Genomic DNA, 26,044 nt, shown 5'->3' with positions numbered 1-26,044 from the left:
ACGTCTTTATGGAACTCCTCGGTCTGGGTGCAATTGTTCTCTACTTCTTGATTGCGCTGCGCTTTTGGCAAGGGTTTCACCGCACCTACTACACACAATCGCGCTTTGTTCTCAGCGTGCTGTGGCTACCGCTACTGATGAATAAGTCCTATCGAGAAAACTTTCGCCGAGCGTTGCTGGGCTAGGTGACTGGAGCGATTTGGCTGATTGGCGGCACCCAAGAGAGTCGCTGGATTGCCCAATTAATTGTCTGCCAAGGGTTTCCCTGCTGGGTGAGCGTGACCACAGCGGCGGCCTGCCATCTTTATGACGCGCATCCGTTGTTGAGTTGCCATATCGAGCGCTTGACCCCTGAGCGTGCCCGTGAGTTTATCGAGCAACATTCGATTCAAGCCGTGGTGGATGCGTCCCATCCCTTTGCGGTGGCAATCTCTGCCCTTGCCATTGCCATCAGCCAAGAATTTGGCTTGCCCTACCTGCGCTTTGAACGCCCAGCATTTCCGCCAGCTCTTGGCATCTATACTGATTTGCCAACACTGCTGCAAGGGGATCTCCTCATGGGTGAGCGGGTGTTGCTGACCCTAGGAGTCAAACATTTGGCAACTTTTGCGCCCCTCCAGCGTCAGGCTACCCTCTTTGCACGGATTTTGCCCACAACAAGCGCACTGGAGACTGCCTTGGCGGCGGGGTTCGATCGCCAACGGTTAATTGCCATTTTCCCCCCCGTGTCCATCGAGCTAGAGCGTGCCCTCTGGCAACAGTGGCAGATTACAACGGTGGTGACCAAGGCCTCGGGTACCGAGAGTGAGCAGATCAAGCAGACCCTTGCCCGTGAGCTGGGGGTGAAGCTGATTACCCTGCAACGCCCGCCTATGGTTTATCCGCGCCAAACGAGCGATCGCGCCGGTATCGAGGCCTTTTTGCAGGAATTAGCCACCTCTAAACAAAGCGATCAGTCACTGCCCCCAGACTACTAGAAGACACGAGTTTGGCATACTTGGCCAATACCCCACGGGTATAGCGAGGTGCCGGGGGCTGCCATTTAGCCCGCCGCGCTGCCAGTTCTTCCTCACTGACATTCAGTTGCAGCAGCCGCCGATGGGCATCAATGGTGATCGAGTCTCCTTCTTCCACAAAGGCGATCGTGCCACCCACTGCCGCCTCCGGAGCCACGTGACCCACGACCATGCCATAGGTTCCACCAGAGAAGCGACCATCGGTAATGAGGCCAACACTATCCCCTAAACCGGCACCAATAATGGCAGAGGTGGGAGCCAGCATTTCCCGCATTCCGGGACCGCCAACGGGGCCTTCATAGCGAATGACAATAACATCGCCGCGGTTGATCTTGCCGGCCAAAATGGCCTCTAAACAGGCCTCCTCAGAGTCAAAGACCCGCGCCGGACCGGTAATCTGCGGATTTTTTACCCCAGAGATTTTGGCGACAGCGCCCTCAGTGGCTAAATTCCCTTTGAGAATGGTCAGGTGGCCGGTGGCGTAGAGAGGCTTGTCAAACGGACGAATCACCTCTTGGTTGGGGTCGGGGGTATCGGGCACATCCCGCAGCCGCTCGGCAATGGTTTCCCCCGTAATCGTGAGGCAATCCCCGTGGAGTAGGCCAGCATTGAGGAGCATTTTCATTACTTGGGGAATGCCCCCTGCCCGATGTAGATCCGCAGTCACGTATTTACCCGAGGGCTTGAGATCGCAGAGGACGGGCACCCGCTGGCGAATGGTTTCAAAGTCATCAATGGTGAGGGGAACCTCGGCACTGTGGGCGATCGCCAGAAAGTGCAGCACGGCATTTGTCGAGCCACCGATCGCCATAATCACACTGAGGGCATTTTCAATGGATTTGCGGGTGATAATATCACGGGGTCGAATATTCTTACGAATCGCCTCCACCAGCACCTTGCCCGCCAACTCTGTATTGTCGGCTTTTTCAGCATCCTCCGCTGTCATTGTTGACGAGTACATTAGGCTCATGCCCATGGCTTCAAAGGCTGAGGACATTGTGTTGGCCGTGAACATACCGCCGCAGGAACCCGCCCCCGGACAGGCATGGTGTTCAATCGCATGGAGCGTCGCCTCATCCATTTTGCCGGCACTAAACTGACCCACCGCTTCAAAGGCGCTAACCACCGTCAGGTCTTGACCCTGCCAATGACCGGGCTTAATCGTGCCCCCATAGACAAAAATGGCGGGAATGTTCATCCGTGCCATGGCAATCATCGCGCCGGGCATATTTTTGTCGCAGCCACCGATCGCCAGCACCCCATCCATACTTTGGGCATTACAGGCGGTCTCAATCGAATCAGCAATCACATCCCGCGAGACCAAGGAGTATTTCATCCCCTCCGTGCCCATGGAAATACCATCGCTGACCGTAATTGTGCCAAACAACTGCGGCATTCCCCCCGCTGCCCGAATGCCTGCTTCGGCACGACTGGCAAGGGCAGCAATCCCCATATTGCAGGGGGTAATCGTACTGTGGGCACTGGCCACCCCAACAATCGGCTTGTTGAAATCCTCATCGCCAAAGCCCACGGCTCGCAGCATGGCTCGGTTGGGGGTGCGTTGAACGCCTTCTGTAATGATGCGACTGCGCCAGTTTTCTGCCATAGTGTTCTCGCGATCGGCCTAAACGTCAATAAAGCATCCTTCTATTTTCCCTCACCCGTGGGCGATCGCTCTAGCGGCCAAGCCAAATAGAGCACTAAAGCCGCAAATAACCCTAAGCCAGACAGATATTTAACGCTGTTGGGAATTAGCGGATTGGGCGACCAAAAGCCCTCGATAATACCGGCAATCACCAAGAGGGGAACAATGCCAAACATCAGTTGTGCTGCCAAGGCGCCATTGCCTTTGAGTGCGCTCAGGCGACGGTAACGCCCCGGCAAGAGAATCGCTTGCCCCAACAACAGACCCGCAGCACCGGCCAGAAAAATTGCAGGCAGCTCCAAAGCACCGTGGGGACTGACAAAAGCCCAAAAGGGATACCCTAGATTGTTTTGAGCCACCAAGGCAGCGATCGCTCCCATGTGCAGACCGTTGTTCCAGAGGATATAAAGCGTCCCTAGCCCCCCTAGGATACCTCCCGCTAGCATTGCAAAAGCCACACTCAGGTTATTGGTCATAATGGCACTGGAGGCTAGGGGTTCAACCCCGACGATCGATCCCATCCAGAGCTTGCCCTCCTCTTCCACAAGGGAAAGGATGTCTGCGGGTACCACTAGTTCCAAAAATTGGCGATCGCTCCACGCATACCACCAAGCGATCGCCGCCGCCACCAGAAATACCCCCAAGGCAAAGGCCGTATAGACCCATGTTTGCTGGACAACCGCTGGGAAGCCCCGCTGGAAAAACCACCAAACTTTGTGCCAATCTTGGGAGCGCTGACCCTGATAGACTTGGCTGTAGCTCCGCAAGGTGAGACCCTGCAAATAGTTGACGATGCTACTGCCCAAGCGGCGAGTTTTTGCCCGCGCTAAATCCGCACTAACCAAGCGGTACAACTGACTGAGGCGGCAAATCTCCGTTGCCGATAGCGCTTGAATCCCCTCTGTCTCAGCACGGTTGAGGAGGTGTTCTAGCTCTAGCCACTGCGGCTCTTGGCGGATCAGCCAGCGTTCAACATTCATGACTATCCGATTCCTCTTGAATTGCCCCCAAAAAAGACTCTAGGCGTTTGCGGGGAATGTAGGGCCAGCCGCCATTGGTTTCAATATCCCGCAGTAGTTGATAGAGCGCTTGGCGGTTGGTGGGCAAGGCCGCTTGAAACTGATTGTCACAAATTTCGCGATGCAATTGCTCTAAAAGCCGCAGCAATGCCAACAGGTCATGGACATTTCCATTGGCTCGCTCAGCCGCGATACGGATCCGTTCAGCAAGGGCGTTGAGGTCGGTTGTACTTAAAGAGGATGGCGAGGAAATCATCTTTTCTATAAAGCTTTTTGAATTGGGAATAACGATTTTCTACCACAGTTGCTACGATCGTGTTAGCAAAAAAAGAGGTTTTGTGACCATGTTTCGGACACCTGTTGCCCTTGTGGGGGCAGCAACGTTGAGCCTCAGCCTGGCGATCGCCCCGCCTAGTTTCGCAGAAATGGAAGTGGAAGTGGCTCGCGACAGTAGAGGCCGTGTTTACACTGTGGATATGGATTCCCGTCGCTTTTATAGAAATAGGAATGGCATTATCCAAGTGGATTTTAGCCTCTCGACCCTTGGCGACGATTACTGGCATCGGGCAACGGCGTCCTGTAATCCCTACGATGTTAAGAGTGATTATTACGGTTGGGATTGGACGGGAACCAAAAGCTATCCTCCCGGTACGATAGCGGGTGATATTGCCCGTGCAGTCTGCCGCCGTTAACCTGCTGCTGCACCAATACCCTGTGCAAGGTCAGCAGGAGCAAAAAACCCTAGCTCTGTAATAATGCCACTAATTAAATGGGCAGGGGTGACATCAAAAGCCGGATTGTAAAAATCTACCCCAGCGGGTGTAATGCGGCTAAACCCCACCTGATAAATTTCTTGGGGGTGGCGCTCCTCAATGGGAATTTCCGCCCCAGTGGCAATTTTAGTATCAATTGTAGAAAGGGGGGCGGCGACAAAGAAGGGAATGTTGTGGGCTTTGGCGGCGAGGGCAACACTATAGGTACCAATTTTGTTGGCGGTGTCCCCATTCAAGGCAATGCGATCGGCGCCCACCACCACGGCATCAATCATCCCCTGCTGCATACAGTGCGCCGCCATCGTATCCGCCAGCAGGGTGACAGGAATGCCCTCTTGCACACATTCCCAAGCGGTTAATTTCGCTCCCTGAAGGCGAGGACGAGTTTCATCGGCATAGACTCGCTCCAAGCGACCCGCCGCCCAAGCCGCACGAACCACCCCTAACGCTGTTCCATAGCCTGCTGTCGCTAGGGCACCGGCATTGCAGTGGGTAAGCAGGCGCAATTTCTCGGGCGTTTTCGGCAGGACACTAAGGCCGTTTTCACCAATGGCTTGACAGGTTTGCACATCTTCACGGGCAATGGTTTGGGCGGTTTCAAGAAGGTGCTGCTGCAGTTCCTCAAGGCTGGCTGTGGCTTGCTGGGCTGCCCCAAGCATGCGATCGATGGCCCAAAATAAATTCACTGCCGTTGGGCGGGTTTGCCGCAATTCGGAAGCGACATTCTCTAGGTGAGCCAAGAAGCCCTCGCGATCGCTCCCTGTGTATTCCCGTGCCCCCAAGACCATGCCAAAGGCAGCGGCAACCCCAATCGCTGGCGCACCCCGTACAATCATTGTCCGAATGGCGGTGGCCATCTCCGCTGCGGTGGTGATGTCCTTGAGTTCATACTGTTCTGGCAAGCGGGTTTGGTCAATTAACTGCACGCGATCGCCCGCCCACACCACAGGAAAGATGGTTCCGACATTTGCTGTGACAGCCACAACAGCCTCCGTGCTCACTAAAATTGAATACAAATCATAACCCAAGGGAGAACCTATTCAGGCTAGAATTTAGCCCCCTAGGCAAAGGTCAGTTCACCATTCACCTCGAGACGGGTAAATTGGTTGGGAATCAGAAACTGCTCCCCCAAGGCTTCCGCCACACTGGGAGTAATCCAGCCCAGTTGCTTCAACAATTGAATGGCAACGGCATACTTAGCACGCTTCGCACCATCACTCACCTTAATCGCCAATCCCATCCCTTCGCCCACACGACCCACACACTGAATCCCCTCAGCTCCGGACTTACTGAGGATTTCCCCCTCCGTGAGGCGCATCAGCTCGCTATCAAAGGCACCGGGACCGGCAACAAAATCAGGGTGGTGGGTCATGGCACGAACGACGCGCTCCATTGCCCAGTCATTGCCCGAGGCCAGTTGGCCGTAAAGGGTGGCCATCTGCACCAGTTGCATCAAGTACGTGGGCGCCCCACAGTCGTCGTGGGCACAGATAAATTCTGCGGCGGGCATCTTCAGTAGTTCTGCCACCTTGGAGAGGATCAGAGCCTGGACGGGGTGATTTTTGTGCAGATAACTTGCCAATGGCCAATTGCGCTGTTGACAAACCGCCAACATCCCCGCATGTTTACCCGAACAGTTGTGCTGCAGTGCCCCTTGGCGGCCGGGGGGAACGGGACATTGCAAGGCAGTGGGATCCACATCGGCACGCCAGAGGATGTTAAAGACTTGGCGGACTTGCTCAATACGCCCTTGGTGGGAACTACAGATAATCGCGAGGTCGCGATCGCTCAAATCAAACCGCTCCATCGTTCCCGTTGTTGTCACTGCCAAGGCTTGAAAGGGCTTGAGGGCAGAGCGGATAAAAGCAGCGGTTTCCGCATTACCTGCAAGGGCAAGAATTCGGCCACGGGCATCACAGACAACGGCATGGGCATGGTGGCGCGACTCAACAATCCCTTCCCGCAGTAAGCAAACATCGAGGACAGGGGCTTGGGTGCGTTTGGACATAGGTTCGGTCATGCAGGTTAATGAGCAACAATATCAGCAGCAGCTACAGGAGTGCCCAAGCAAGGGTCAGTCCCAAAGAAAAGATCACGAGCGCCAAAAGGGTTACCTGTAACCGTTGTAAAATCGGGCGCAACTCGTAGGTATAGATCAGGCGATCTTGAGCCAATTCAGTTTCGGGTTTTTGCCACTCCTGACCGTCGTACCAGCCCGTTTCCTCATAAATGACGGTGGGACGGTACAGGCGATCGCCTACGTAGGCCCAACCCAACACAAGGCGCAGGAGAATGAGCAACAGCAGGAAATTGGCGCCTAGGGCACCGGCCAAGAAGGTGTGAATGGGTGCCTCTTTCAGAGAAAAGCTGGCGATCGCCACCGGACCACTAATGAGCCAAGCCATCCCCCACAGCAGTAGCAAACGCTTTTGAAAACGCGGCCGCGGCCAACTCGACCATTCAAAAAACCAAGAGGCTTTGAGGTCACGATATTCGTTGATCGGTCGTTGATCTGCCGGGACAGGACAGAAAATCTGAGACACAGTGGCACAAGTTCAAGGACGCTGTTTTCAGCATACCAGTCTCGCTGAAATCGTGGATCGCCACACCATGCATGAAATCGGGCGATCGCCTCGTACACTAGAGGATGTCACGGCTCCACCTCGCCTAGTGGGGCAGAAATTTTGTTGGTATATTGATTATTCCCTAGCTCCCTTGCGGCACCTTTGATGGAATGGCACCAGTCTGACGTTGCACAACTACGGGTTATTGACCAGTTGCTGGCCGGGCACAACCTGAGTCCAGCACAATACGATATTACGCGCCGTGTGATTTATGCGACGGGGGATTTAGAGTATCTGAATTTGATTATTTACTCAGAGCAGGCCCTGCAATCCGGTGTGGCTGCCCTTGCCGCTCATACCCCGATTGTGGTGGATGTGACGATGGTGCAGGTGGGGGTGCTCTCCTACACCCAAAACACCTTTGGCAATCCCATTTACTGTGGGGCAGAAACCTTCACCCGTCCGCAGCAGGAAAAGTCCCGCATTGCTTTTGGCATAGAAACCTTGGCACGACGCCATCCCACGGCTATTTTTGTCCTCAGTAGTGATCATTCAGCCCTAGAACCCCTCCTGACTTTAGTGGAGGCTCAGGAAATTCGCCCTGCCTTAATTATTGACGCTGCCCCCAATTTTCTCCCCCCCATTTTGGATCGCCTGCAAAAGTCTTGGGTGCCCCACATCTCCATTAAGGGTTGCAAGGGGGGCGTGAGCGTTGCCACAGCAATTATGAACGGTTTACTCAAGTTGGCTTGGACGGCCTATGGTGACCCCCTTCCCTGAGACAAGTGAATGGCTCTGTATCGGCCAAATTGTCGGTGCCCACGGCCTGCGGGGGGAGGTCAAGGTCAAGCCCTTTAGCGATTTTCCCGAACGCTTTACCGTGGCGGGTTCTCGTTGGTTGCGATCGCCCCGGCAGCCCCAACCCTATGCGGTGACCCTCGTGCGCGGGCGACTTTTACCCCGTGCCGAACAGTTTGTGGTTACCTTTGCCGAAGTCAGCGATCGCACCGCAGCGGAGGCACTCAAGGGGGCAGAAATTTTAGTCCCCGCCAGCGATCGCCCACCCCTTGCCGCAAATGAATACCACCTCATGGACTTGATTGGACTCGCCGTGTATCACCACGGTGAGCGAGTTGGCGAAGTGGTGGGCTTGGTCAATGCCGGCAATGACTTACTAGAAGTGCAGTTACTCGACCCAGCGCAAGAAGCCCGCCGATCAGTGTATATTCCCTTTGTGCCAGCCATCGTGCCGGTGGTTGATCTAGCAGCCCGCAGAATTGAAATTGATCCCCCCTTGGGGCTGTTGCCCTGATCAATCCCTACCAAAATCGTTAATAATAGGGATACTTCTATTTTTTTAGCCCCGACTCTTGAGATTGTTGTTGAGTGAGTTGCCCCAACCCATCCCTTAAAACCCATTAATTCCACCTTGACGGTAGCCTTTACCTGAGCGATCGCGATCGCCCTACCGTTTGCCCCTTCGTAGAGATTTCAGAGCCTTTGAGAGACAGCATGAGCATTGGTAAAGTTCGCATTTATGACCTATCAAAAGAACTCAACCTGGATAATCGAGATTTATTGGCCATCTGTGAACAGTTGGGAATTGCCTATAAAAGTCACAGCAGCACAATTTCCGATGCCGATGCCGATCGCATTCGCGAAGCTGCCAAAACCTATCAACCCCATAGTGCCTCACCCCGTAAAGTTTCAAAAACACCTCCTCCTGTGAAGAAAGCCCCAGCCCCTCCAAAAACGCAGCAAATTGTTGCTGTCCACACTCAACCCCGCTCTGGGACGCCGGAAGCGCCCAAGCCTCAATTACAACAACCTCCCGCTCGTCCCCAAGCACCGCAGCCCCCTGCGCGACCCACACCCCCTGCACCAGTTGCCACCAAGGCAGTGGAACCTGTGGCGCCCAAACCCCCTACACCTCCCGCAAAACCCGAACCGACACCACCGCGTCCAGCGCCTACTTTAGTCCCCCCGCCCGCCCGCCCCACCAAGAAAGTGGAAAAAGTCGCTGCGGCTCCCCCGCCCCGCAAAGAGCTAAAGGAACCCCCCAAAAAAGAAAAGGTGGCGATCGCTCCTGCGAAACCCAGCAGTCAAGATCGCATTGAAATTGTCCAGCGGGCAGTTCCCCCGGCACCCGTCAACCCCCCGGAAATGGCGCCCAAGCCAGCTTTACCAGAGCTACAACCGCCACCCAAACCCGTTGCGCCAGTCCTGCGGGCACCCAATCCACCCAAGCCCGTCACCGAAACCGTTGAGGTACTCGATGACAAGTCCGTTAGCAAAGTCATCAAAGACCGCCACCGTCACAAAGACTTTGATGATGAGGAGAACAAACGGAAATCCTCCCGCGTCGTCAAGTTGCGTGAAGAAGTCATTGACGAAGAGGAAGAACTAGAACTCACCAGCCGTTTGGTCGGGGTACACCAAGTAACCGTTGATGTCAGCCAATCGCTGCAACGGCCACCCAAGCCCAAGGCGCCTCGTCCCGCCCGTCCCGTTACACCAGCGGCGAAAACCGAAAAAAGCAGCGAGAAAAAACAACCCCGCCATCGCGATCGCCGTCACGAAGAGCCAGCCGAAGCACCACCGCCCGATCACATTACGATTGAAGGCCCGATGTCAGTGCAGGAGTTGGCCAGTTTAGTGCGTCGCCCCGAAGCGGAAATCATTAAAATTCTCTTCTTTAAGGGAATTGCCGCCACCATCAACCAAACCCTTGAGGTGGAAACAATTGAACTCGTGGCCAAGGAATTGGGGATTACGGTGGAAACGGCACAGCAGAAAGCCGAGGCCACAAAAGTCACCGAAATGCTGGAGTCAAGCGACCTCGATCACCTGCAACGGCGTCCACCCGTGGTCACGATTATGGGTCACGTGGATCATGGCAAAACCAGCCTTCTCGATGCCATTCGCAATGCCAAAGTGGCTCAAGGGGAAGCAGGCGGCATCACCCAACACATTGGCGCCTACCACGTGGATGTCGAACACAACGGCGAAAAACATCAGGTAGTCTTTCTCGATACCCCCGGTCACGAAGCCTTTACCGCCATGCGGGCACGGGGGGCACGGGTCACCGATATTGCTGTTCTCGTGGTTGCTGCCGATGATGGGGTGCAACCTCAAACCATTGAAGCCATTAGCCACGCCAAAGCAGCTAAAGTGCCGATCATTGTCGCCATTAACAAAATTGACAAAGAGTCTGCCCAACCGGAGCGGGTCAAGCAGGAACTCACTGAATACGGCTTGGTGCCCGAAGAGTGGGGCGGCGACACGATTATGGTACCTGTCAGTGCCCTGCAACAGCAAAATCTCGATACGCTCCTAGAAATGATCCTGCTGGTGGCTGAGGTGGAGGATCTCTACGCCAATCCCGATCGCCCCGCCAAAGGCACTGTCATTGAAGCCCACTTGGATCGGGCACGAGGACCTGTGGCCACATTGCTGGTACAAAACGGCACCCTGCGGGTCGGCGATATTCTGGTGGCAGGTGCCTGTTTTGGTCGGGTTCGCGCCATGATTGACGATCGCGGGCAGCGTGTCGAGGCAGCAACCCCCTCCTTTGCTGTCGAAGTCTTGGGTCTGGCGGATGTCCCTGCTGCCGGGGATGAATTTGAAGTCCTCAGCGATGAAAAAGCCGCCCGTGCCCTTGCGGAGGAGCGAGCCGCCGCTCAACGCCAATCCCGCCTTGCCCAGGCCGCAGCCGCCCGGCGGGTCTCCCTTACCTCGTTGTCCAGTCAAGCCCGCGAAGGGGAACTCAAGGAACTCAATCTCATTCTCAAAGCCGACGTTCAAGGTTCCGTCGAGGCGATTTTGGCGGCCCTCAACCAACTGCCCCAAGATCAAGTACAGTTGCGAGTCTTGTTGGCTGCCCCCGGCGAAATTACTGAAACCGATGTTGACCTTGCCGCCGCCAGTAGTGCCGTCATCATTGGCTTTAATACCACCCTTGCCTCAGGGGCACGCCAAGCGGCTGAGCAGCACAACGTTGATGTCCGCGAATACAACATCATCTATAAGCTCCTCGATGATATTCAAGGGGCAATGGAGGGGATGCTGGAACCCGAACTGGTCGAGGAAGAACTGGGTCAAGCCGAAGTGCGGGCTATCTTCCCCCTCAGCAAAGGAGCTGTGGCCGGTTGTTATGTCCTCAATGGCAAGCTCGTGCGCAACTGCAAAGTACGGGTGCTGCGCCAGCAAAGCGTCATTCACACAGGCATCTTGAGTTCGCTAAAACGCATGAAGGACGATGTCCGCGAAGTTGCGGCGGGCTACGAATGTGGTGTGCGCTTGGATGATTTTCAACAATGGCAGGAAGGAGATATTATTTACGCCTTCCAAACAGTAACAAAACGTCGTAGTCTTGGCGGCAGTAGCGATAAAAAGTAGCACCCCTTAGCCTCCATGGATTCTCTGGCGGGGGGTGCTGCCTGCCGATGTGCTAAACTGAGTTGGGGTTGAGCAATGGGTAGCCTCAAGCTCGATCAACTGCAGAGATGAAAGTCGGTATGGGATGGCAGCGTCGTACCTTTTTGCGCCATGTCTCTCAAGGAATCGCGATATCTATAATTGCCACAGCCAGCAAGAGCCTGCTGACGGCCTGTGGCGGGAAGGGGGATTCCTTGTCTGGATCTACGGCGACAGGGATCATCTCAAGCAATGGCCTGCTCAGTCCCGGTACATTGACTTGGGGGGCGGATCCGATTGAGGGTGCCCCCTACGTTTTTTACGATCCAGCGGATCGCCGCAGGTTGATTGGCTTTGAGGTGGAAATTGCTGAAGCAATCGCACGCCTGATGGGAGTCAGGGCATTTTTTTTTAAGGTGTCCTATGATCAACTGTTCGCTGCCCTTGCCGCCAATCGCTTTGACATGATTCTTAACGGTTGGGAAATCACCACTGATCGCAAGCGCATCCAATGGTTTTCCCAGCCCTACTACCGCTACGGCCAACAGATTGTAGTGCGAGCAGATGACCCCCGCTTCGAAAAATACACTGCCACCAGTGAAGTTACCCTAGCCAATCTGGCTGGCATGACCGTTGGCACTGGTATGAGCTACAAGGCGCAGGAAATTCTAGAGAAAGACCCCCGCATCAAAACCCGTCTCTATGATGATGCAACGGGGTTTATGAATGCTCTAGCCATCGGGCATGTTGATGCTCTGCTCGTCGACTTCCCGATAGTGGCCTACTACGTTCTTGGTGCCGGTCCGGGGGGCACAGTGAACAATAGCCTGCGCCCAATTGGTGTCCCGATCTTTTTGGATAACTATGTGATTGCCTTTAATAAGAACAACCCCAAAGGAGAAACCCTCAAAACAGAAGTTGATCAAGCCATCGACATCCTCAAGAAGGACGGCACATTACGCCGCATCTACGAAAAATGGAAAATATGGAATGATCAACAGACCCAAATTGGGATTGTGTGACATCCTCCCGACGCTGACCCTACGGTTTTCAACCTCACTTCTCGCTTGTGGGGCAAGGGATGACTAAATAAAATTGTGAGGATGGTATTAGGGAGCAGGGCAAGCAGGTTAATCCAGCGGCTCATACTTGGATCCTACTCCCTTGTATCCAGTATTAACCCAGTTGATTGAGGGGAGGCTGGCCACGCATTTGCCGTAGGGCATTTAGACACAGGGGACAATCACAGCCAAATAGCGCGATCGCGGTATTACTTTCTTCCTCAGTAAACTCTAGTACAGGAGGGGGCAGCGAACCATTATCACGGCTAGCTTGCAGTTTCGTTTCCTGAGCGCCTAGGCGAGTACAGACCAGTTGAAACTTCTGGTGGGGATTAGTGACACACTCACTGCTTTCTGGAGGTGGCACGGGAATGGGGGTACTGAGTTGGGCATGGGCAGGTGCAATCAATGGGACCAAGCTCAGGACGGATGCCAAAAAGGTAGGGCTGACTAAAAGAGCGAGACGCAAAGCTGACATAGGGTTTCCTCACAACTTGTTACTTGATTTTGGAAAAGGTCTGTATCGCTAGTCTAACGATGATTGCTTGATTTGGCGCAGCCGCGCAATATTCTGAATGCGAAAGCTCATCTTGCTCTTAGGATTGAGATTGTCGTTGCTGGCAATTTGTCGTAGGGCAGGGGATGCGATCGCCCACAATCAGGGTACGCCACTGTTCTGGTTTTAGGCGGGTTTGTGCCACCCGTTGCAGATCCGCTGCCGTTGCGGCTTTAACCGCTTGCTGATAGCGGAAGATAAAATCCTTGGGCAAATCATAGTATTCATAGCGCAGGAGACGATTGAGAATTTGCAGGCGATCGCGAAAATTAAAGACAAAGGAGTTGAGAATACTGTCCTTGGCGTAGTTCAGTTCTGCGGCACTAACGGGTTCCTGTTGCAGTCGCTGGATTTCCTGCCGTAGGGCGCTGAGAAACTTGGCTGTAGTCTGGGTTTGGGTTTGTCCCACCCCATAGAAGACCCCTGGATAGTCAAATTCGGGACTCCAAGCGGCATAAACACTATAGGCCAAGCCTTGGCGCGATCGCAGTTCATTGAAGAGACGCCCGCCAAAGCCATTGAGAACCCCATTGAGAACATAGAGGTTAAACACGTCCGGATCTTTGAGCGTCCCCCCCAATTGCCCCGTGTAGATGTAGCTTTGGGAGAGATGGGGGCGATTAATCACCACCGTTGTTGGCGACGTATCAACTGTTACCCTAGGTAAGGGGGGCAAAGGAGGTAAATTCGGTGGATCTTGCCATGAGCCAAAAATTGCTTCAAGGCGATCGCCCATTTGCGAGGCATCAAAGTCGCCCACCAAGCCCAAAATACAGCGGGAGGGAGCGAGGTACCTGCGGTAAAACTGCTGCACATCCGCCGGTGTGATCTTGGCAAGGGTCTCTAACTCTTGGGTGCGGGCATAGGGACTCTCCGCACCGTAGATCAGCTTGTAAAATTCCCGTTCTGCTTGGGCATTGGGTTGATCATCGCGGCGTTGAATGATCCCCTGTCGGCGCCGAATCGCCAGTTCAAATCGCTCTGGTTCTACTGCTGGCGCTTGGAGCATCTCCGCTAGTTGGCTTAGAACCGCTTCACTGTGTTCCTTGAGGCTGTTGAAATTAATCCGCCCTAAACTTTTGCCGACACCCGATTCAATGGCTGCTGCTTGATCCTCAAGCCATTGGTCAATTTCAGCGGCACGATGAACTTGGGTGCCACCCGTGCGAATCAGGTCGCCACTGACTTCTGCCAAACCCACCTGAGCCGGCGGATCCCAACGACTACCTGCCCGAAAGATTAAGGTGCCTCGCACCAAGGGCCACTCGTGATCCTCTAGGAGATAGACCACCATCCCATTGGCCAACTGACGGCGTTCATAGGCCGGCACTTGAATTTCCGGTAAGGGGGGAAATGTCAGCTCAGTGTAGTGCTTGGGGGTCATGGCTGCTGCCAAAGGGGGTGGGATCAACCATAGCAGGAGAGCCGCTACGAGTCCAAGGCAAAGCGATCGCCCCACTGGACGGCGTCTTTGGAGCCAGACAGCCATCGAGAGAAAAAGAATAAAAATAATCCGATAGGATGAAGCCAACATATAACGGTTTTCCAAATTATGGGATATGTGAGGGGGATATCATCCTCTCCCAGAGCAGCTTTCACAGTTTTAAGTGTGTTCCATCGATCTGAAAAAGACTGCCACCCATGAAAATCACATTACACTGTTAAGAAATGCTTAACTTATTCTAAGTATTGTCAGGATAAAGACTGCACTGCAACCCAGTAAATTTTCTGTAAACAGGATAAAATCTCACGTCCTAGAATAGGAAGTGAGTCTCTTCATCAATACCGGTTTAATTGGGGAGTTTCTAGTGAAAACCGTTTCCTCATAACAATTTGCCGAGGCCATTGATGTGAAGTCTGATCCGCCGAAGAAGTGGCGCCATCTCCTCGTTATTGAGGATCAAGAGGGTCGGCGTACCATTCCCTTGGAAGCCAGTACCTATACAATTGGGCGACATCCTAGCAATACGATTGTTCTTAAGTCGCCAATGGTTTCCCGTCAGCACGCTGTTTTGCTACGGGTTTTGGATCCCAGCAGTGGTAATTTTTTCTTTCGCCTCATTGATGGCGATTTACAAGGGAAGCGCAGTGTCAATGGTCTGACGGTCAATGGCAAGCCCTGTCAATCCCACATTCTCCAGCATAAGGATTTGATCGTCTTTGGCGGTGATGTGCGTGCCCGCTACCACGCGATCGCCAATATTTCTGACTCCGGGTTCAATCGCTACACCCGCGCCCTCGAAGCATCAAGTATCTCAGATCAAGACGTGGCCTCTTGGGGGGGTGCCTTCGTCAGCAGTGAAATGTCTGAGGTGACCGAAATCCAACTGCTGCGGTTGTCCTCCTTTCCAGAGTTAAGTCCCTATCCGATCATTGAACTGGCCCCCAATGGCCAAATTACCTATCTCAACCCAGCGGCCATTCAGGAATTTCCCGATCTTGGGGAACCAGATGTGCAGCATCCGCTGCTATCGCGCCTCAAAAGCTGGTCGTTGCAGGAAAAGCGATTTTCTGTTGAAGAAATCAACGTTGGCGATCGCACCTACGAAGTGACAATCCATCTGCTGCGGGAGAGCCAATTAATTCGCTGCTACATTACCGATATTACTGAACGCAAACGTTCTGAACTCGCCCTGCGCATTAGTGAAGAACGCTATGCTCTGGCGGCTGAGGGCGCCAATGATGGCCTTTGGGATTGGCAGATTAGCGATCGCTCGATGTATTATTCTCCCCGCTGGGAACTGCTGGTTGGCGAAACCCCCGGTACCCTACAACCCACCATCGAGGAATGGTGGCGGCGTGTCCACCCCGATGACCTAGAGCGGCTACGCCAGAGCATGAAGGAGCATCTTCTCGGTACCCGTCCCCATTTTGAGTGTGAGTTTCGGATTAAACACGCCGATGGCAGTTACCGTTGGATGCGATCGCGGGGCAAAGCCCTGCGCAATGAAGAGGGGCAGCCCTATCGCATGGCCGGTTCGATGACCGATGTCACAGAGTACCACTTGATTCAGGAGCAAATTCTCCACGATGCCCTCCACGATGCCATGACGGGGCTACCCAACCGGGTGCTCTTTATGGATCGGCTGACGCAAGCCATTACCCGCCGCGTGCGGCGCCCCAACTCCCTCTTTGCGGTGCTGTTTTTAGATGTGGATCGCTTTAAGGTGATCAACGATAGCTTGGGGCACTTAGCTGGGGATCAACTCCTGATTGGCATTGGCCAGCGACTGACGGCCTGTACCCGCGCTGAGGACACGATCGCCCGCCTTGGGGGTGATGAATTTGCCATTCTCTTGGAGGAGTTAACGACTCCCGCCCAAGCGATCGAAGTGTCAGAACGAGTGCTAGTGGCTCTGAGCCGTCCTTTTCTCCTTGAGGGGCATGAAGTCTTTACCAGTGCCAGTATTGGCATTGCCTTCCCCAGCGAGGAAAGCAAAACGGCTGAGGACTTATTGCGAGATGCGGATACCGCCATGTACCGCGCGAAATCCTTGGGCAAAGCTCGCTATGAAGTCTTTAGCATGACGATGCGTGCCCAGAGCATTGCCCTGATGCAAATGGAAACTGATCTGCGACGGGCGGCAGAGCGCGATGAATTTTTGGTGTACTATCAACCGATTGTTGATCTATCAACGCTCAATATTGTCGGCTTTGAAACGCTGCTGCGCTGGCAACATCCCGAACGGGGAATCGTCTCCCCCGGTGAATTCATGACTGTCGCCGAAGAAACGGGTCTGATCCTACCCATTAGTTGGTGGGTGATGGCAGAAGCCTGTCGGCAAATGCAACGCTGGTCAAAGGTGTTTCCCCGCAGTCGCAGTTTAAGCATTAGTGTCAACCTCAGCGGTCGTCATTTCCAGCAAGCGGATCTGCTGCTCAACTTAAGATCAATTTTGTCAGAAACAGAATTTCCCGCTGAGCGACTGCGCCTTGAGGTGACCGAGGGCATCTTGATTGACAACAAGGAGGTGGCGATCGCCACCCTTGAGGAAATTCGCGCCATGGGCATTGGCCTGTATATGGATGATTTTGGCACGGGCTATTCTTCCCTGAGTTATTTGCACCGTTTTCCCATTGATACACTAAAAATTGATCGCACGTTTATTTCCGCCCTCAATAGTGAGGAATCTTCGGCGACAATTGTGCACACGATTCTCATGCTGGCGCATTCTTTGCGACTAAAGGTGGTGGCGGAGGGCATCGAAACCCGTCAACAATATCGTGTGCTCCAAGCCCTCGGCTGTAACTATGGCCAAGGTTATTTCTTTGCCCGCCCCCTCTCAGCTCAACAGGTGGAACAGTTATTTGCCAGCCAATTGTTGCCGCACCTAATACGCCCCACTACCAAAGAGCACAATGCGCACGGTCTCCACTAGAATTTCCAAATCCAGATTCAAAGACCAGTTATCGATGTAGTAAAGGTCAAGGCGGGCGGCTTCATCAAAATTGCCAATTTGAGAGCGGCCAGAAATTTGCCACAGCCCGGTAATCCCCGGCATCACCTGATGGCGAATATGGTGCCAAGAATGAAAACGGGCAACATCCCGCAGGGGTAGCGGCCGCGGCCCCACTAAGCTCATGTCTCCCCAAAGGACATTAAACAGTTGCGGCAGTTCATCAATGCTGGTCTTGCGCAGGAAACTGCCGAGGCGCGTGCGGCGGGGGTCGTTTTTGACCTTGAAGAGAATGCCATCGGCGGATTCATTTTGTGCTTCCAACTGCGCTTGGAGTTGCGGGGCATCGGCTCGCATGGTGCGAAATTTCCACATCTGAAAGACTTGGCCGTGGAGTCCTACCCGCTCTTGGCGGAAAAAGACAGGCCCTGGGGAGGTGAGTTTGATGGCGATCGCCACCACAATAAAGAGGGGTGCCAGCACCACAATGCCAACGAGTGCCAAAATCACGTCCAAATAGCGCTTCAGCCGATATTCCCAACCATTGAGATACGTCATATCTACCCGCAGGGTGGGCAAAGCCGCCACAATTTCCGGGGTGCCGCGGCGGTAAAGCATTTCCAAGCTGGAGGGGATCAACCGTAGGGCAATGCCATGTTGGCGTAGTTGCCAATAGAGGGCTGAAGCGAGATGGGCTGGGGGGAGGCCTTCTACAATCACCTCTTGGGCTTGACAGTTGAGAATCTCGGTCACGGTTTCGGGTTCATTGGCCATAGTGGCGATCGCCCTGCCGACAATCTTATAGTTCGAGCGTTGCTCTAGTAGGCGGCTGAGATGCTCCTGTCGCTCCGGGGGCGCCACCAGAAAAGCGCGAATCGGTTGCCGTAGGGTGCAAATTTTGAACGCCAGACTCACGGCTAAGCGCAAGATCACCGCGAAAACCACACTGAGACCCCAAGCACTAAAAAACAGCGAGCGGGGTAAATCTACGGTGGGGTCATAGAAGTAGGCGATCGCCAGCGCCAACAAATAGCCCAGGCTCAACACCTTAGCAAGGCGCAGATAATTTTTCCAATGGCCGCGCGGGTGATATAGCCCACTCACAGCAATCAAAAACAATAGACCAGTGGCAAAGAACCAAAAGACACTGGGCAATCCCAGCCAGAACCACGCTGCTAAATCAGGGGGCAAGGGTGCATAGAAGCGATTGAGTTGTAAGCCCAACTTCCAAGCCAACACCAACCCCACGAGGTCACTGGTCAACAGCAGCAGGGCAAAGGCCGTTTCTGAGCGCAACCAGACCCGACGGCAGCGAGGTGCCCGAATATCACGGGGGGAAGCTTGAGACCGCATCATGGAGCAACACAACAACAATGGCTAGGGTTTAGTATTCCGCAGAACCCCAAGGGGCGATCGCGGTGCAATATCTCTTTGCAGACCCCAATAAATGCTTGAGAATGAAGGATAGACAGCCCATGAACTAAAATCCCTCAAGACCCCATGTCCAGTGATTTAATCTACCCTTCCACCCTCTTGCTCACCAGCCTCTTGGCCGTCGGATTTGTGTTTTTTATTCGTGCCTCCACCAAAGAACGCATTGAAACCAAAGAATGGCTCATTGCCCAGCCCATTGCTGAACTTGCTCCCCGCCTCAAGCAGTATTTCCAGCAGCGGGGCTACCGCCTGCATACCGTCAGTGCTGATGGCAGTGAAGTGACGTTTCAGGGAAATGTTGCCGCTAGTCCCTTTTTGGCCGCATTGCTTTTTGGCCTTGCCGTCTCCGGTGCCACAGCGATCGCCCTTGTGTTGACCGTCCTCTTTCCCGATCGCGGTATTTTGGCCTTTGGTCTCATTGGTCTAACCCCCATTGCCCCTTGGTTCTATTGGCGAGGTGCCCAGCGGCTCGAAACCGTCAAACTCTCTTTGCAACCCCATGCGATCGGTACCCAAGTCACCCTAGAGGGACACCGCGATGAACTAATGACTTTCGAGGACACGGTGTTGGGAGCTTTGTAGGCTGCCTTCTTGGCTGAGGTGCATAACCAAAAAAAGATCACAGGATAATCTTTTGACGACCTGTGAGGGACTTCGCGATGACCTACTCGCAAACCACCACCACCACTGATGAGCGTACCTTTGGTCAACTCCTGCTTGAACTCGACATCCACCTCAGTCCTAAAGAAGTGGATTGTTTAGAGAAAAACTTTCGGGTGTATCTCGCCTGTGAAGGCTACCCCCTCACTAAAGTTCCCCACTGCGCTGTCGAGCGTCAGGTAGATAGTCATGGTCGCTTGATGGCTGAAACGGTCAAGCCCAGTTCCCTAGAGACCAACGCCGCCTTTGAGCGGGCTTGTCAATGTGCTCAGATGTCCCTGAGTCACCTCAGTGCGATGACCGAACGCTTCCTAGGGGATCTCCAAGACTTGGCCACAAGCCACGGTTACCCCAAACGGTTGGGAACTGACCTTGCGCGGGGAATTCTCGCCAACTATTGGCAACAGTGGGGTCGGGAGCGATTTTACCAATGGGTGATTTGGTTGGTGGAAAATTACACCAATGAATCCACGGAAGAAATTCGTGAATTGAGCGAACTCTATGAAACAGCGTTAGAAATTTATGATCAACTGTTTCGGGATTATTGCGGCTTTTCACCGCGTCTAGGGGCGAAATAATGCCCAACTTCGGTCGGGGACTTTGCTAGAATCAGTCAACAGATAGTTTTTCTGTGGTCAGCGGTAGGCTATCGCTCCTAGGTATCTTGCGAGGTCGGGTTTCTATGCACTTAAGTGAACTCACCCATCCCAACCAGTTGCATGGGTTGTCCATTGCCCAATTGAGTCAAATTGCCGCCCAAATCCGCGACAAACATTTGGAAACGGTGGCGGCCACGGGAGGACACCTTGGGCCAGGCTTGGGGGTTGTCGAACTCACCCTCGCACTCTACCAAACCCTTGACTTAGATAAAGATCGCGTGATTTGGGATGTGGGGCACCAAGCCTACCCCCACAAAATGTTGACGGGTCGCTACAACAACTTCCATACCCTGCGGCAAAAGGGAGGAATTGCTGGCTATCTCAACCTCCGCGAAAGTCCCTTTGATCACTTTGGCGCTGGTCATGCCTCCACGAGTATTTCGGCAGCTTTGGGGATGGCGATCGCCCGCGATCTCAAGGGAGAGAAGTTCAAAGTCGTGGCCATTATTGGTGATGGTGCCCTAACTGGGGGGATGGCGCTAGAAGCGATTAACCACGCCGGCCACTTGCCCCACACCAACCTGATGGTGGTGCTGAACGACAATGAGATGTCCATTTCCCCCAATGTGGGCGCGATTCCCCGCTATCTGAATAAAATCCGCCTCTCGCCGCAGGTGCAATTTATTACTGATAACCTCGAAGAGCAGTTCAAACATATCCCCTTCTTTGGTGAAAACCTAACCCCGGAGATGCAGCGCATCAAGGAGGGCATGAAACGCCTTGCGGTTCCTAAGGTGGGCGCCGTCTTTGAGGAACTGGGCTTTACTTACGTTGGTCCGGTGGATGGCCACAATTTGGAAGAACTCATTACCACATTCCAACATGCCCATACGATTCCCGGTCCTGTCTTGGTTCATGTGGCAACGGTTAAGGGCAAAGGCTACGCGATCGCCGAGAAAGACAAGGTGGGCTACCATGCACAAAACCCCTTTGATCTCGTCACTGGTAAGGCCAAACCCTCCAGCAAACCCAAGCCCCCCAGCTACTCCAAAGTCTTTGGCGAAACCCTGACTAAACTCGCAGAAAACGATCCGCGCATTGTTGGCATTACAGCGGCGATGGCCACGGGTACAGGGCTAGATATCCTCCAAAAACGGGTGCCCAACCAATATATTGATGTCGGGATTGCCGAGCAGCACGCCGTAACAATGGCCGCCGGCATGGCCACCCAAGGCATGCGCCCCGTAGCGGCGATTTACTCCACCTTCTTGCAGCGCGCCTACGACCAAATTGTTCACGATGTCTGCATCCAAAAGCTACCCGTCTTCTTCTGCATGGATCGGGCGGGGATTGTCGGTGCCGATGGCCCCACTCACCAAGGGATGTACGACATTGCCTATTTGCGCTGCCTACCCAATATGGTGCTGATGGCACCCAAGGATGAAGCGGAATTGCAACGCATGATTGTAACGGGCATCAACTACACCGATGGCCCGATCGCCCTACGCTATCCCCGGGGCAATGGCTATGGTGTCGCCCTCATGGAGGAAGGCTGGGAACCCCTCGAAATCGGCAAAGGGGAACTCCTGCGCCCCGGTGAAGATATTCTCTTGGTGGCCTACGGCTCAATGGTCTATCCGGCGATGCAAGTGGCAGAAATCCTCAAGGAACACGGCATGAGTGCCGCAGTGATCAATGCCCGCTTTGCCAAACCGCTAGATACTGAGTTGATTCTGCCTTTGGCGAAACAAATTGGCCGCGTGGTCACCTTAGAAGAAGGCTGCCTGATGGGGGGCTTTGGCTCGGCGGTACTCGAGGCACTCCAAGAGGCGGATATTCTGCTGCCTGTGTTGCGTTTGGGGGTACCGGATATCTTGGTTGAGCACGCTAGTCCTGAGGAATCAAAAGCTGACTTAGGACTCACACCCCCACAAATGGCTAAAACGATCATGCAAAAGTTTGGGGTTGCTCAACGAAGGGTGGTCACTGCCTCCTAGGGATGCGCTAGAACAATCACGGCATTCTGACCACCAAAGCCGTAGCTACAGCAGAGAATGTGGCCTAAAGGGGCAGTGCGGCTGTGTTGGACAATGTCGAGGTCAAAGTCGGGAGTCTCACAGCCAACACAGGGGGGAATCTCCTGTGCCCGTAATGACAGACAGGAGAGGGCGATCGCGATCGCGCCAGCAGCACCTAGGGTATGCCCAAGGGCACCTTTGTGACTGGTGACCGCAACCCCTTGACCAAAAAGGGTTTGAATCCAAGTGGCTTCAGCGGCATCGTTACGCCGTGTGCCCGTACCGTGACTATGGATACAGTCGATCTGGTGCGGTGTTAACCCCGCCTGAGCCAAGGCCTTTTGAATGGCTAGGAGAGCACCGGTTTGATGGACACTGGGGGCAGCCATATGCTCGGCATCGGCACTGAGACCTACCCCAGCAATTCGCGCATAGGGTGTAACAGCCCGCGATCGCGCCCGTGCCTCGGATTCTAGGACGACAATGGCACCACCGGCCGCTAAGCCAAATCCCTGCCGCTGGCGATCAAAGGGAGCCGCCCGCGCCTGAGCCAACACCCCTAACTGGCGGAACCCGGCCAAGCTTAAGGGCGAGACGGCGGACTCGACCCCTCCCGCCAACACCAGATCACAATAACCCTGCTCAATCAACAGTGCCCCTTGGGCGATCGCCCACAGTCCCGTCGCGCAGGCCGCTGTGGGGTTGAGAACTATCCCCTGAATGCCCACAATTTGTGCTACCTGCTGCGAGACAGTTGCTGGCAAGGTTTGTAACCATGTTTCTCGCGATAGAGAAGGCTGCCGTAACCATGTTTCCCACTGCGCTTGGAAGCCACGGCTTGACCCGACCACTACCCCAGCACTGTCTAGAGGAGGGGTTAATTTTGCATCGTTGAGCGCTTGAGTCGTTGTCGTTGCAATAATTTTCTCAATCGGTAAGGTCGTTGCTCCCACCAGTCCGTCAGGCGTGGCGATGAGTGCCGTTTTCCCCTGACAGTAGCGCTGCCACGTGGCGATCGCGGTGTCCCCCAGCGCTGTCCACAGCCCAATCCCAGTAATAACAACATTCACTGCCCAATTGGTTCAAGATATGATCATCGACATCGTGACGCGAGGATCCTAGGCTTGGAAACGGCAACAGAGTACTGTGTGGTGATGGTTACCACTGCTACGGAAACTGAAGCACTCTCTTTAGCCAATCAACTCGTGGCTGAGCACCTCGCTGCCTGTGTGCAAATTCTGCCTATTCAATCAATATACCGCTGGCAAGGAACCGTACATCGCGATCCCGAATGGCAACTGCTCATTAAAACCCGCACTGCCCTGTTTGAGCAAGTGCGCGATCGCCTGCTGGCATTACACAGTTATGAAGTTCCAGAGATCATTGCCCTGCCAATCATTGCCGGTTCTCCTGCTTACTTGAGTTGGGTCAAAGAACAAACTCAAAAAATCTCTAGAGGTTAAGAATGCCTGAACCCAAGATCAAAAGCTTATATTACATTACCCATATCGACAACCTCTCCTCTATATTCCAACACGGCATTCTTGCACATGAGCAAGTCGTAGAACGCGGTCTTTCCCCGACACCTATCTATAACGCAGACATCGTTGCGCGTCGGCAAGACCGCCTCACACCAAATGGTCAGAGTCTATGGCAATATGCCAACCTCTATTTTCAACCCCGAAATCCCATGCTTTATAAAGTATTAAGTGAAATCAATAAAAACAATGTTGTCATTTTAGGAATTAAACCCCGTGTCCTAGATATCAAAGGAACCTTCATTGCTTTAGGGAATGCAGCCCACTCCGTTACTGAAATCCGCGATGCTAAAACTGGACTACAAATCATCCATCGCGATTATTGGAGCATTCTCAATAATGACTGGTGGAAAACTGAAGATGGTACAAAGCGAAAAATTATGGCGGAATGCTTGGTTCCAAAAGTGGTTCCCCCCACTGAGATTCATTCTGTTTATGTTGCAAGTCAGGAGATGGCAGAGCGCCTTCGACAACAGTTCAGTTCTGTTGAAGTCGTAGTTGAACCCCACATGTTTTTCCAACCCCGACGACGTGCTGCAATTACGAGTCATCTATCTTGGGTGGATGGAGATATGTTCTTCTCCCAAATGCAAACCTTAACAATCAGTGTCAATACCGTCGGTGTAATGGGTAAGGGATTAGCCTCACGGGCAAAATATCAATTTCCGGATATGTACGTCGTCTATCAAGATGTCTGCAAGAAAAAGCAACTTACAATGGGGAAACCCTATTTGTATAAGCGTGAAGCTTCTCTAGACAGCGATCTAGCGGATGAACCTTTGAGTTTACCCAACTTAAATGCCAATAAATGGTTCTTACTCTTTCCGACTAAAACTCACTGGAAACAATCGTCTGACATTACAGGAATTGAGCGAGGTTTGCAATGGTTAGTGGATAGCTATCAAGCAGAAGGCATTCAATCTCTTGCTGTTCCCGCCCTTGGCTGTGGCTTGGGGGGTCTAGACTGGCGGGAAACAGGACCCCTGATGTGTCGTTATCTTTCACAAATGCAGATTCAAGTGGCTATTTACTTGCCCCAAGAACAAGAGGTACCAGCAGAGTTTTTAACTAGGGATTTTTTACTAGCCGCCTAAGGTGGCCGTTTTTTCCCCAACTGCCTAGCACGGTCTAGACATGCCCCCATCGCAAACTTAAGATAGAAAAATGGTTTCCCTTGCCCGCAAAAATCTCTTAGAAGACTTTAGCCGCTTTCTCGTGGCTCAACTAGGCATCACGTTTGCCGTCAGTCTGGTCACAGTTCAAACTGGACTCCTTGAGGGCTTTGGGCGATCGGCCACACTCTTGGTGAACAAAAGTCAAGCGGATTTCTGGATTGCCTCCAGTGAGTTGCGCTATTTTGGCTTAACGTTGCCTATTGAGTATCAAGTTGTCCTCGATGCCCAAGCAGTTGCAGGGGTTGCAGCCGCAGAACCTCTGTTGATCCAGTCAGCGATGTGGCGCCGTTCAGAGACAGAGGCGATCGATCCAGTGCAGGTGGTGGGTATTGAACCGACAGGCACCTTGCTGCCCTTGACGACAGTTGCTGGTGCAACCCTGACGGAGCTAGAAGAACCCTACAGTGTCATCGTGGATCGCATTGACCTTAATGCCCTTTCCCTTACGGCTCTAGGGGAGCAAGGTCGCGTGAATAACTACCCAGCGACAGTCATTGGCTGGACGCGCGGTGTCAAATCCATTGTCTCTAGCCCCTATGTCTTTACTTCGCTGGAAACTGCGAACCTTTACTTAAACTTCCCTCGGTTTGATACCAGTGAGCCGGTACCCGAATTTCTGCCGTTGGTGTCCCCCAGTACTCGCATCACCTATGTCATGGTGAAAGCCAAGTCGGGGGAGGATTTAGCAAAGGTGCAGGAACGCTTACGGGCAGCCTTTCCCAACTATCAAGTGCTGAGTCGTGCTGCCCTGACTGAAATGACGCGGCGCTATTGGCTAGCCAGTACCAGTGTGGGGTTTATCTTAGGACTGGGGGCAGGGGTTGGCGTGGTTGTAGGGGTGGTCATTGTCAGTCAAATTCTCTATTCTTCGGTGAGCGATCGCCTACAGGAGTATGGCACCCTCAAAGCAATGGGGGCTTCTGACGGGTACTTGTATCGCATTATTATTGAGCAAGCCCTGTGGATGGCCGTACTGGGTTATCTGCCCGGTTTAGGCCTGTGCTGGGGACTGGGGATGTGGACCATGCAAGCCCGTGCCATCCAAATTATCATGACTCCCCAACTTGCCCTCGCCGTTTTTAGTGCCACCGTCGCCATGTGTGTCAGTGCTTCCCTATTGGCGATTCAAAAAGTGATGCGCCTTGATCCCGCCCAAGTTTTTCGAGCTTGAAT

Annotated in this window: 25 protein-coding genes; 15 read left to right on the top strand and 10 right to left on the bottom strand. The window is 53.5% G+C overall.

Annotated elements, in window-relative coordinates; all coding sequences use genetic code 11:
* The first annotated feature begins 8 nt into the window (after positions 1–8).
* On the top strand, positions 9–185 hold the full coding sequence (locus tag RHJ31_RS01825) for a hypothetical protein (protein ID WP_206200825.1): 177 nt from the start codon (positions 9–11) through the stop codon (positions 183–185).
* Positions 186–977 carry a cobalt-precorrin-6A reductase gene (locus RHJ31_RS01820; RefSeq protein ID WP_302677152.1) on the top strand — a complete coding sequence of 264 codons (792 nt, stop codon included), beginning with the start codon at positions 186–188 and terminating at the stop codon, positions 975–977.
* On the opposite strand, the gene ilvD is transcribed toward RHJ31_RS01820, so the two are convergent.
* From ilvD to RHJ31_RS01805, 3 genes are read right to left on the bottom strand one after another with little or no spacing between them, the layout of a single operon-like run.
* Entirely contained in the window at positions 940–2,622 is a 1,683-nt protein-coding gene (ilvD, locus tag RHJ31_RS01815; protein ID WP_302677151.1) for a dihydroxy-acid dehydratase, read from the bottom strand. The two genes, RHJ31_RS01820 and ilvD, sit on opposite strands and share 38 nt — an antisense overlap.
* Positions 2,623–2,663: 41 nt before the next feature.
* Complete coding sequence (locus RHJ31_RS01810) at positions 2,664–3,641, bottom strand: stage II sporulation protein M (RefSeq protein WP_302677149.1); 978 nt, start codon at positions 3,639–3,641, stop codon at positions 2,664–2,666.
* Positions 3,631–3,936, bottom strand: a complete 306-nt coding sequence (locus RHJ31_RS01805) for a hypothetical protein (RefSeq protein WP_206200821.1) — start codon at positions 3,934–3,936, stop codon at positions 3,631–3,633. Before RHJ31_RS01805 ends, RHJ31_RS01810 begins: the two co-directional genes overlap by 11 nt.
* An 88-nt stretch (positions 3,937–4,024) precedes the next feature.
* Here RHJ31_RS01805 and RHJ31_RS01800 point away from each other — a divergent pair, with 88 nt between their 5' ends.
* Positions 4,025–4,372, top strand: coding sequence for a hypothetical protein (locus RHJ31_RS01800; protein WP_206200820.1), 348 nt, complete (start codon positions 4,025–4,027; stop codon positions 4,370–4,372).
* On the opposite strand, the gene mtnA is transcribed toward RHJ31_RS01800, so the two are convergent.
* The 3 genes from mtnA to RHJ31_RS01785 all read right to left on the bottom strand — a co-directional run bounded on the left by mtnA (position 4,369) and on the right by RHJ31_RS01785 (position 6,996).
* Positions 4,369–5,436 (bottom strand): S-methyl-5-thioribose-1-phosphate isomerase, encoded by a 1,068-nt coding sequence (gene mtnA, locus RHJ31_RS01795; protein ID WP_302677148.1) that lies wholly within the window; start codon positions 5,434–5,436, stop codon positions 4,369–4,371. The two genes, RHJ31_RS01800 and mtnA, sit on opposite strands and share 4 nt — an antisense overlap.
* 77 nt (positions 5,437–5,513) lie before the next feature.
* Positions 5,514–6,461 (bottom strand): asparaginase, encoded by a 948-nt coding sequence (locus RHJ31_RS01790; RefSeq protein ID WP_302677147.1) that lies wholly within the window; start codon positions 6,459–6,461, stop codon positions 5,514–5,516.
* 43 nt (positions 6,462–6,504) lie between these two features.
* Positions 6,505–6,996: a CGLD27 family protein gene (locus tag RHJ31_RS01785; protein ID WP_302677146.1), complete on the bottom strand. Its 492-nt coding sequence runs from the start codon at positions 6,994–6,996 to the stop codon at positions 6,505–6,507.
* Between the two features lies 1 nt (position 6,997).
* Here RHJ31_RS01785 and RHJ31_RS01780 point away from each other — a divergent pair, with 1 nt between their 5' ends.
* From RHJ31_RS01780 to RHJ31_RS01760, 5 genes are all read left to right on the top strand, one after another.
* The gene (locus RHJ31_RS01780; RefSeq protein ID WP_302677145.1) at positions 6,998–7,183 is read left to right on the top strand and encodes a hypothetical protein; all 186 of its coding nucleotides are present in this window, start codon (positions 6,998–7,000) and stop codon (positions 7,181–7,183) included.
* The gene (locus RHJ31_RS01775; RefSeq protein ID WP_302677778.1) at positions 7,183–7,797 is read left to right on the top strand and encodes a precorrin-8X methylmutase; all 615 of its coding nucleotides are present in this window, start codon (positions 7,183–7,185) and stop codon (positions 7,795–7,797) included. The genes RHJ31_RS01780 and RHJ31_RS01775 overlap by 1 nt, the downstream gene beginning before the upstream one ends.
* The gene (rimM, locus tag RHJ31_RS01770) at positions 7,778–8,329 is read left to right on the top strand and encodes a ribosome maturation factor RimM (RefSeq protein WP_302677144.1); all 552 of its coding nucleotides are present in this window, start codon (positions 7,778–7,780) and stop codon (positions 8,327–8,329) included. Before RHJ31_RS01775 ends, rimM begins: the two co-directional genes overlap by 20 nt.
* A gap of 200 nt (positions 8,330–8,529) precedes the next feature.
* Entirely contained in the window at positions 8,530–11,415 is a 2,886-nt protein-coding gene (infB, locus tag RHJ31_RS01765) for a translation initiation factor IF-2 (RefSeq protein WP_302677143.1), read from the top strand.
* A gap of 233 nt (positions 11,416–11,648) precedes the next feature.
* Positions 11,649–12,455, top strand: a complete 807-nt coding sequence (locus RHJ31_RS01760) for an ABC transporter substrate-binding protein (protein WP_302677142.1) — start codon at positions 11,649–11,651, stop codon at positions 12,453–12,455.
* A gap of 154 nt (positions 12,456–12,609) precedes the next feature.
* Here the strand turns inward: RHJ31_RS01760 and RHJ31_RS01755 are convergent, their stop codons facing one another.
* Positions 12,610–12,972 (bottom strand): hypothetical protein, encoded by a 363-nt coding sequence (locus tag RHJ31_RS01755; RefSeq protein WP_302677141.1) that lies wholly within the window; start codon positions 12,970–12,972, stop codon positions 12,610–12,612.
* 118 nt (positions 12,973–13,090) lie between these two features.
* On the bottom strand, positions 13,091–14,584 hold the full coding sequence (locus RHJ31_RS01750) for a pitrilysin family protein (protein ID WP_302677140.1): 1,494 nt from the start codon (positions 14,582–14,584) through the stop codon (positions 13,091–13,093).
* A 316-nt stretch (positions 14,585–14,900) separates the two neighbouring features.
* Here RHJ31_RS01750 and RHJ31_RS01745 point away from each other — a divergent pair, with 316 nt between their 5' ends.
* Positions 14,901–17,429: an EAL domain-containing protein gene (locus tag RHJ31_RS01745; RefSeq protein ID WP_302677139.1), complete on the top strand. Its 2,529-nt coding sequence runs from the start codon at positions 14,901–14,903 to the stop codon at positions 17,427–17,429.
* Here RHJ31_RS01745 and RHJ31_RS01740 read toward each other — a convergent pair.
* Positions 17,382–18,800: a sugar transferase gene (locus tag RHJ31_RS01740; RefSeq protein WP_315862971.1), complete on the bottom strand. Its 1,419-nt coding sequence runs from the start codon at positions 18,798–18,800 to the stop codon at positions 17,382–17,384. The genes RHJ31_RS01745 and RHJ31_RS01740 overlap by 48 nt on opposite strands.
* 147 nt (positions 18,801–18,947) lie before the next feature.
* On the opposite strand from RHJ31_RS01740, the gene RHJ31_RS01735 reads away from it, so the two are divergent.
* The 3 genes from RHJ31_RS01735 (at position 18,948) to dxs (ending at position 22,137) form a co-directional block, all read left to right on the top strand.
* Positions 18,948–19,463 (top strand): cofactor assembly of complex C subunit B, encoded by a 516-nt coding sequence (locus RHJ31_RS01735; RefSeq protein WP_302677137.1) that lies wholly within the window; start codon positions 18,948–18,950, stop codon positions 19,461–19,463.
* A gap of 77 nt (positions 19,464–19,540) precedes the next feature.
* A complete protein-coding gene (locus tag RHJ31_RS01730) occupies positions 19,541–20,119 on the top strand; it encodes a hypothetical protein (protein ID WP_206200810.1) in 579 nt (192 codons plus the stop codon).
* Between the two features lie 104 nt (positions 20,120–20,223).
* Positions 20,224–22,137, top strand: a complete 1,914-nt coding sequence (gene dxs / locus RHJ31_RS01725; protein ID WP_302677136.1) for a 1-deoxy-D-xylulose-5-phosphate synthase — start codon at positions 20,224–20,226, stop codon at positions 22,135–22,137.
* On the opposite strand, the gene RHJ31_RS01720 is transcribed toward dxs, so the two are convergent.
* On the bottom strand, positions 22,134–23,228 hold the full coding sequence (locus tag RHJ31_RS01720) for a beta-ketoacyl-ACP synthase (RefSeq protein ID WP_302677135.1): 1,095 nt from the start codon (positions 23,226–23,228) through the stop codon (positions 22,134–22,136). The two genes, dxs and RHJ31_RS01720, sit on opposite strands and share 4 nt — an antisense overlap.
* An 84-nt stretch (positions 23,229–23,312) precedes the next feature.
* Here RHJ31_RS01720 and cutA point away from each other — a divergent pair, with 84 nt between their 5' ends.
* The 3 genes from cutA (at position 23,313) to RHJ31_RS01705 (ending at position 26,042) form a co-directional block, all read left to right on the top strand.
* Positions 23,313–23,621, top strand: coding sequence for a divalent-cation tolerance protein CutA (gene cutA / locus RHJ31_RS01715; protein WP_315862970.1), 309 nt, complete (start codon positions 23,313–23,315; stop codon positions 23,619–23,621).
* 2 nt (positions 23,622–23,623) lie between these two features.
* On the top strand, positions 23,624–24,790 hold the full coding sequence (locus tag RHJ31_RS01710; protein ID WP_302677133.1) for a DarT ssDNA thymidine ADP-ribosyltransferase family protein: 1,167 nt from the start codon (positions 23,624–23,626) through the stop codon (positions 24,788–24,790).
* A 70-nt stretch (positions 24,791–24,860) separates the two neighbouring features.
* Positions 24,861–26,042 carry an ABC transporter permease gene (locus RHJ31_RS01705; protein ID WP_302677132.1) on the top strand — a complete coding sequence of 394 codons (1,182 nt, stop codon included), beginning with the start codon at positions 24,861–24,863 and terminating at the stop codon, positions 26,040–26,042.
* The last annotated feature ends 2 nt before the right edge of the window (positions 26,043–26,044 follow it).

It is taken from the genome of Thermosynechococcus sp. JY1331, assembly GCF_031583475.1.
GTDB lineage: Bacteria > Cyanobacteriota > Cyanobacteriia > Thermosynechococcales > Thermosynechococcaceae > Thermosynechococcus.
Note: the sequence above shows the minus strand (reverse complement) of the source record. Positions and strands in the feature narration are given on the sequence as shown.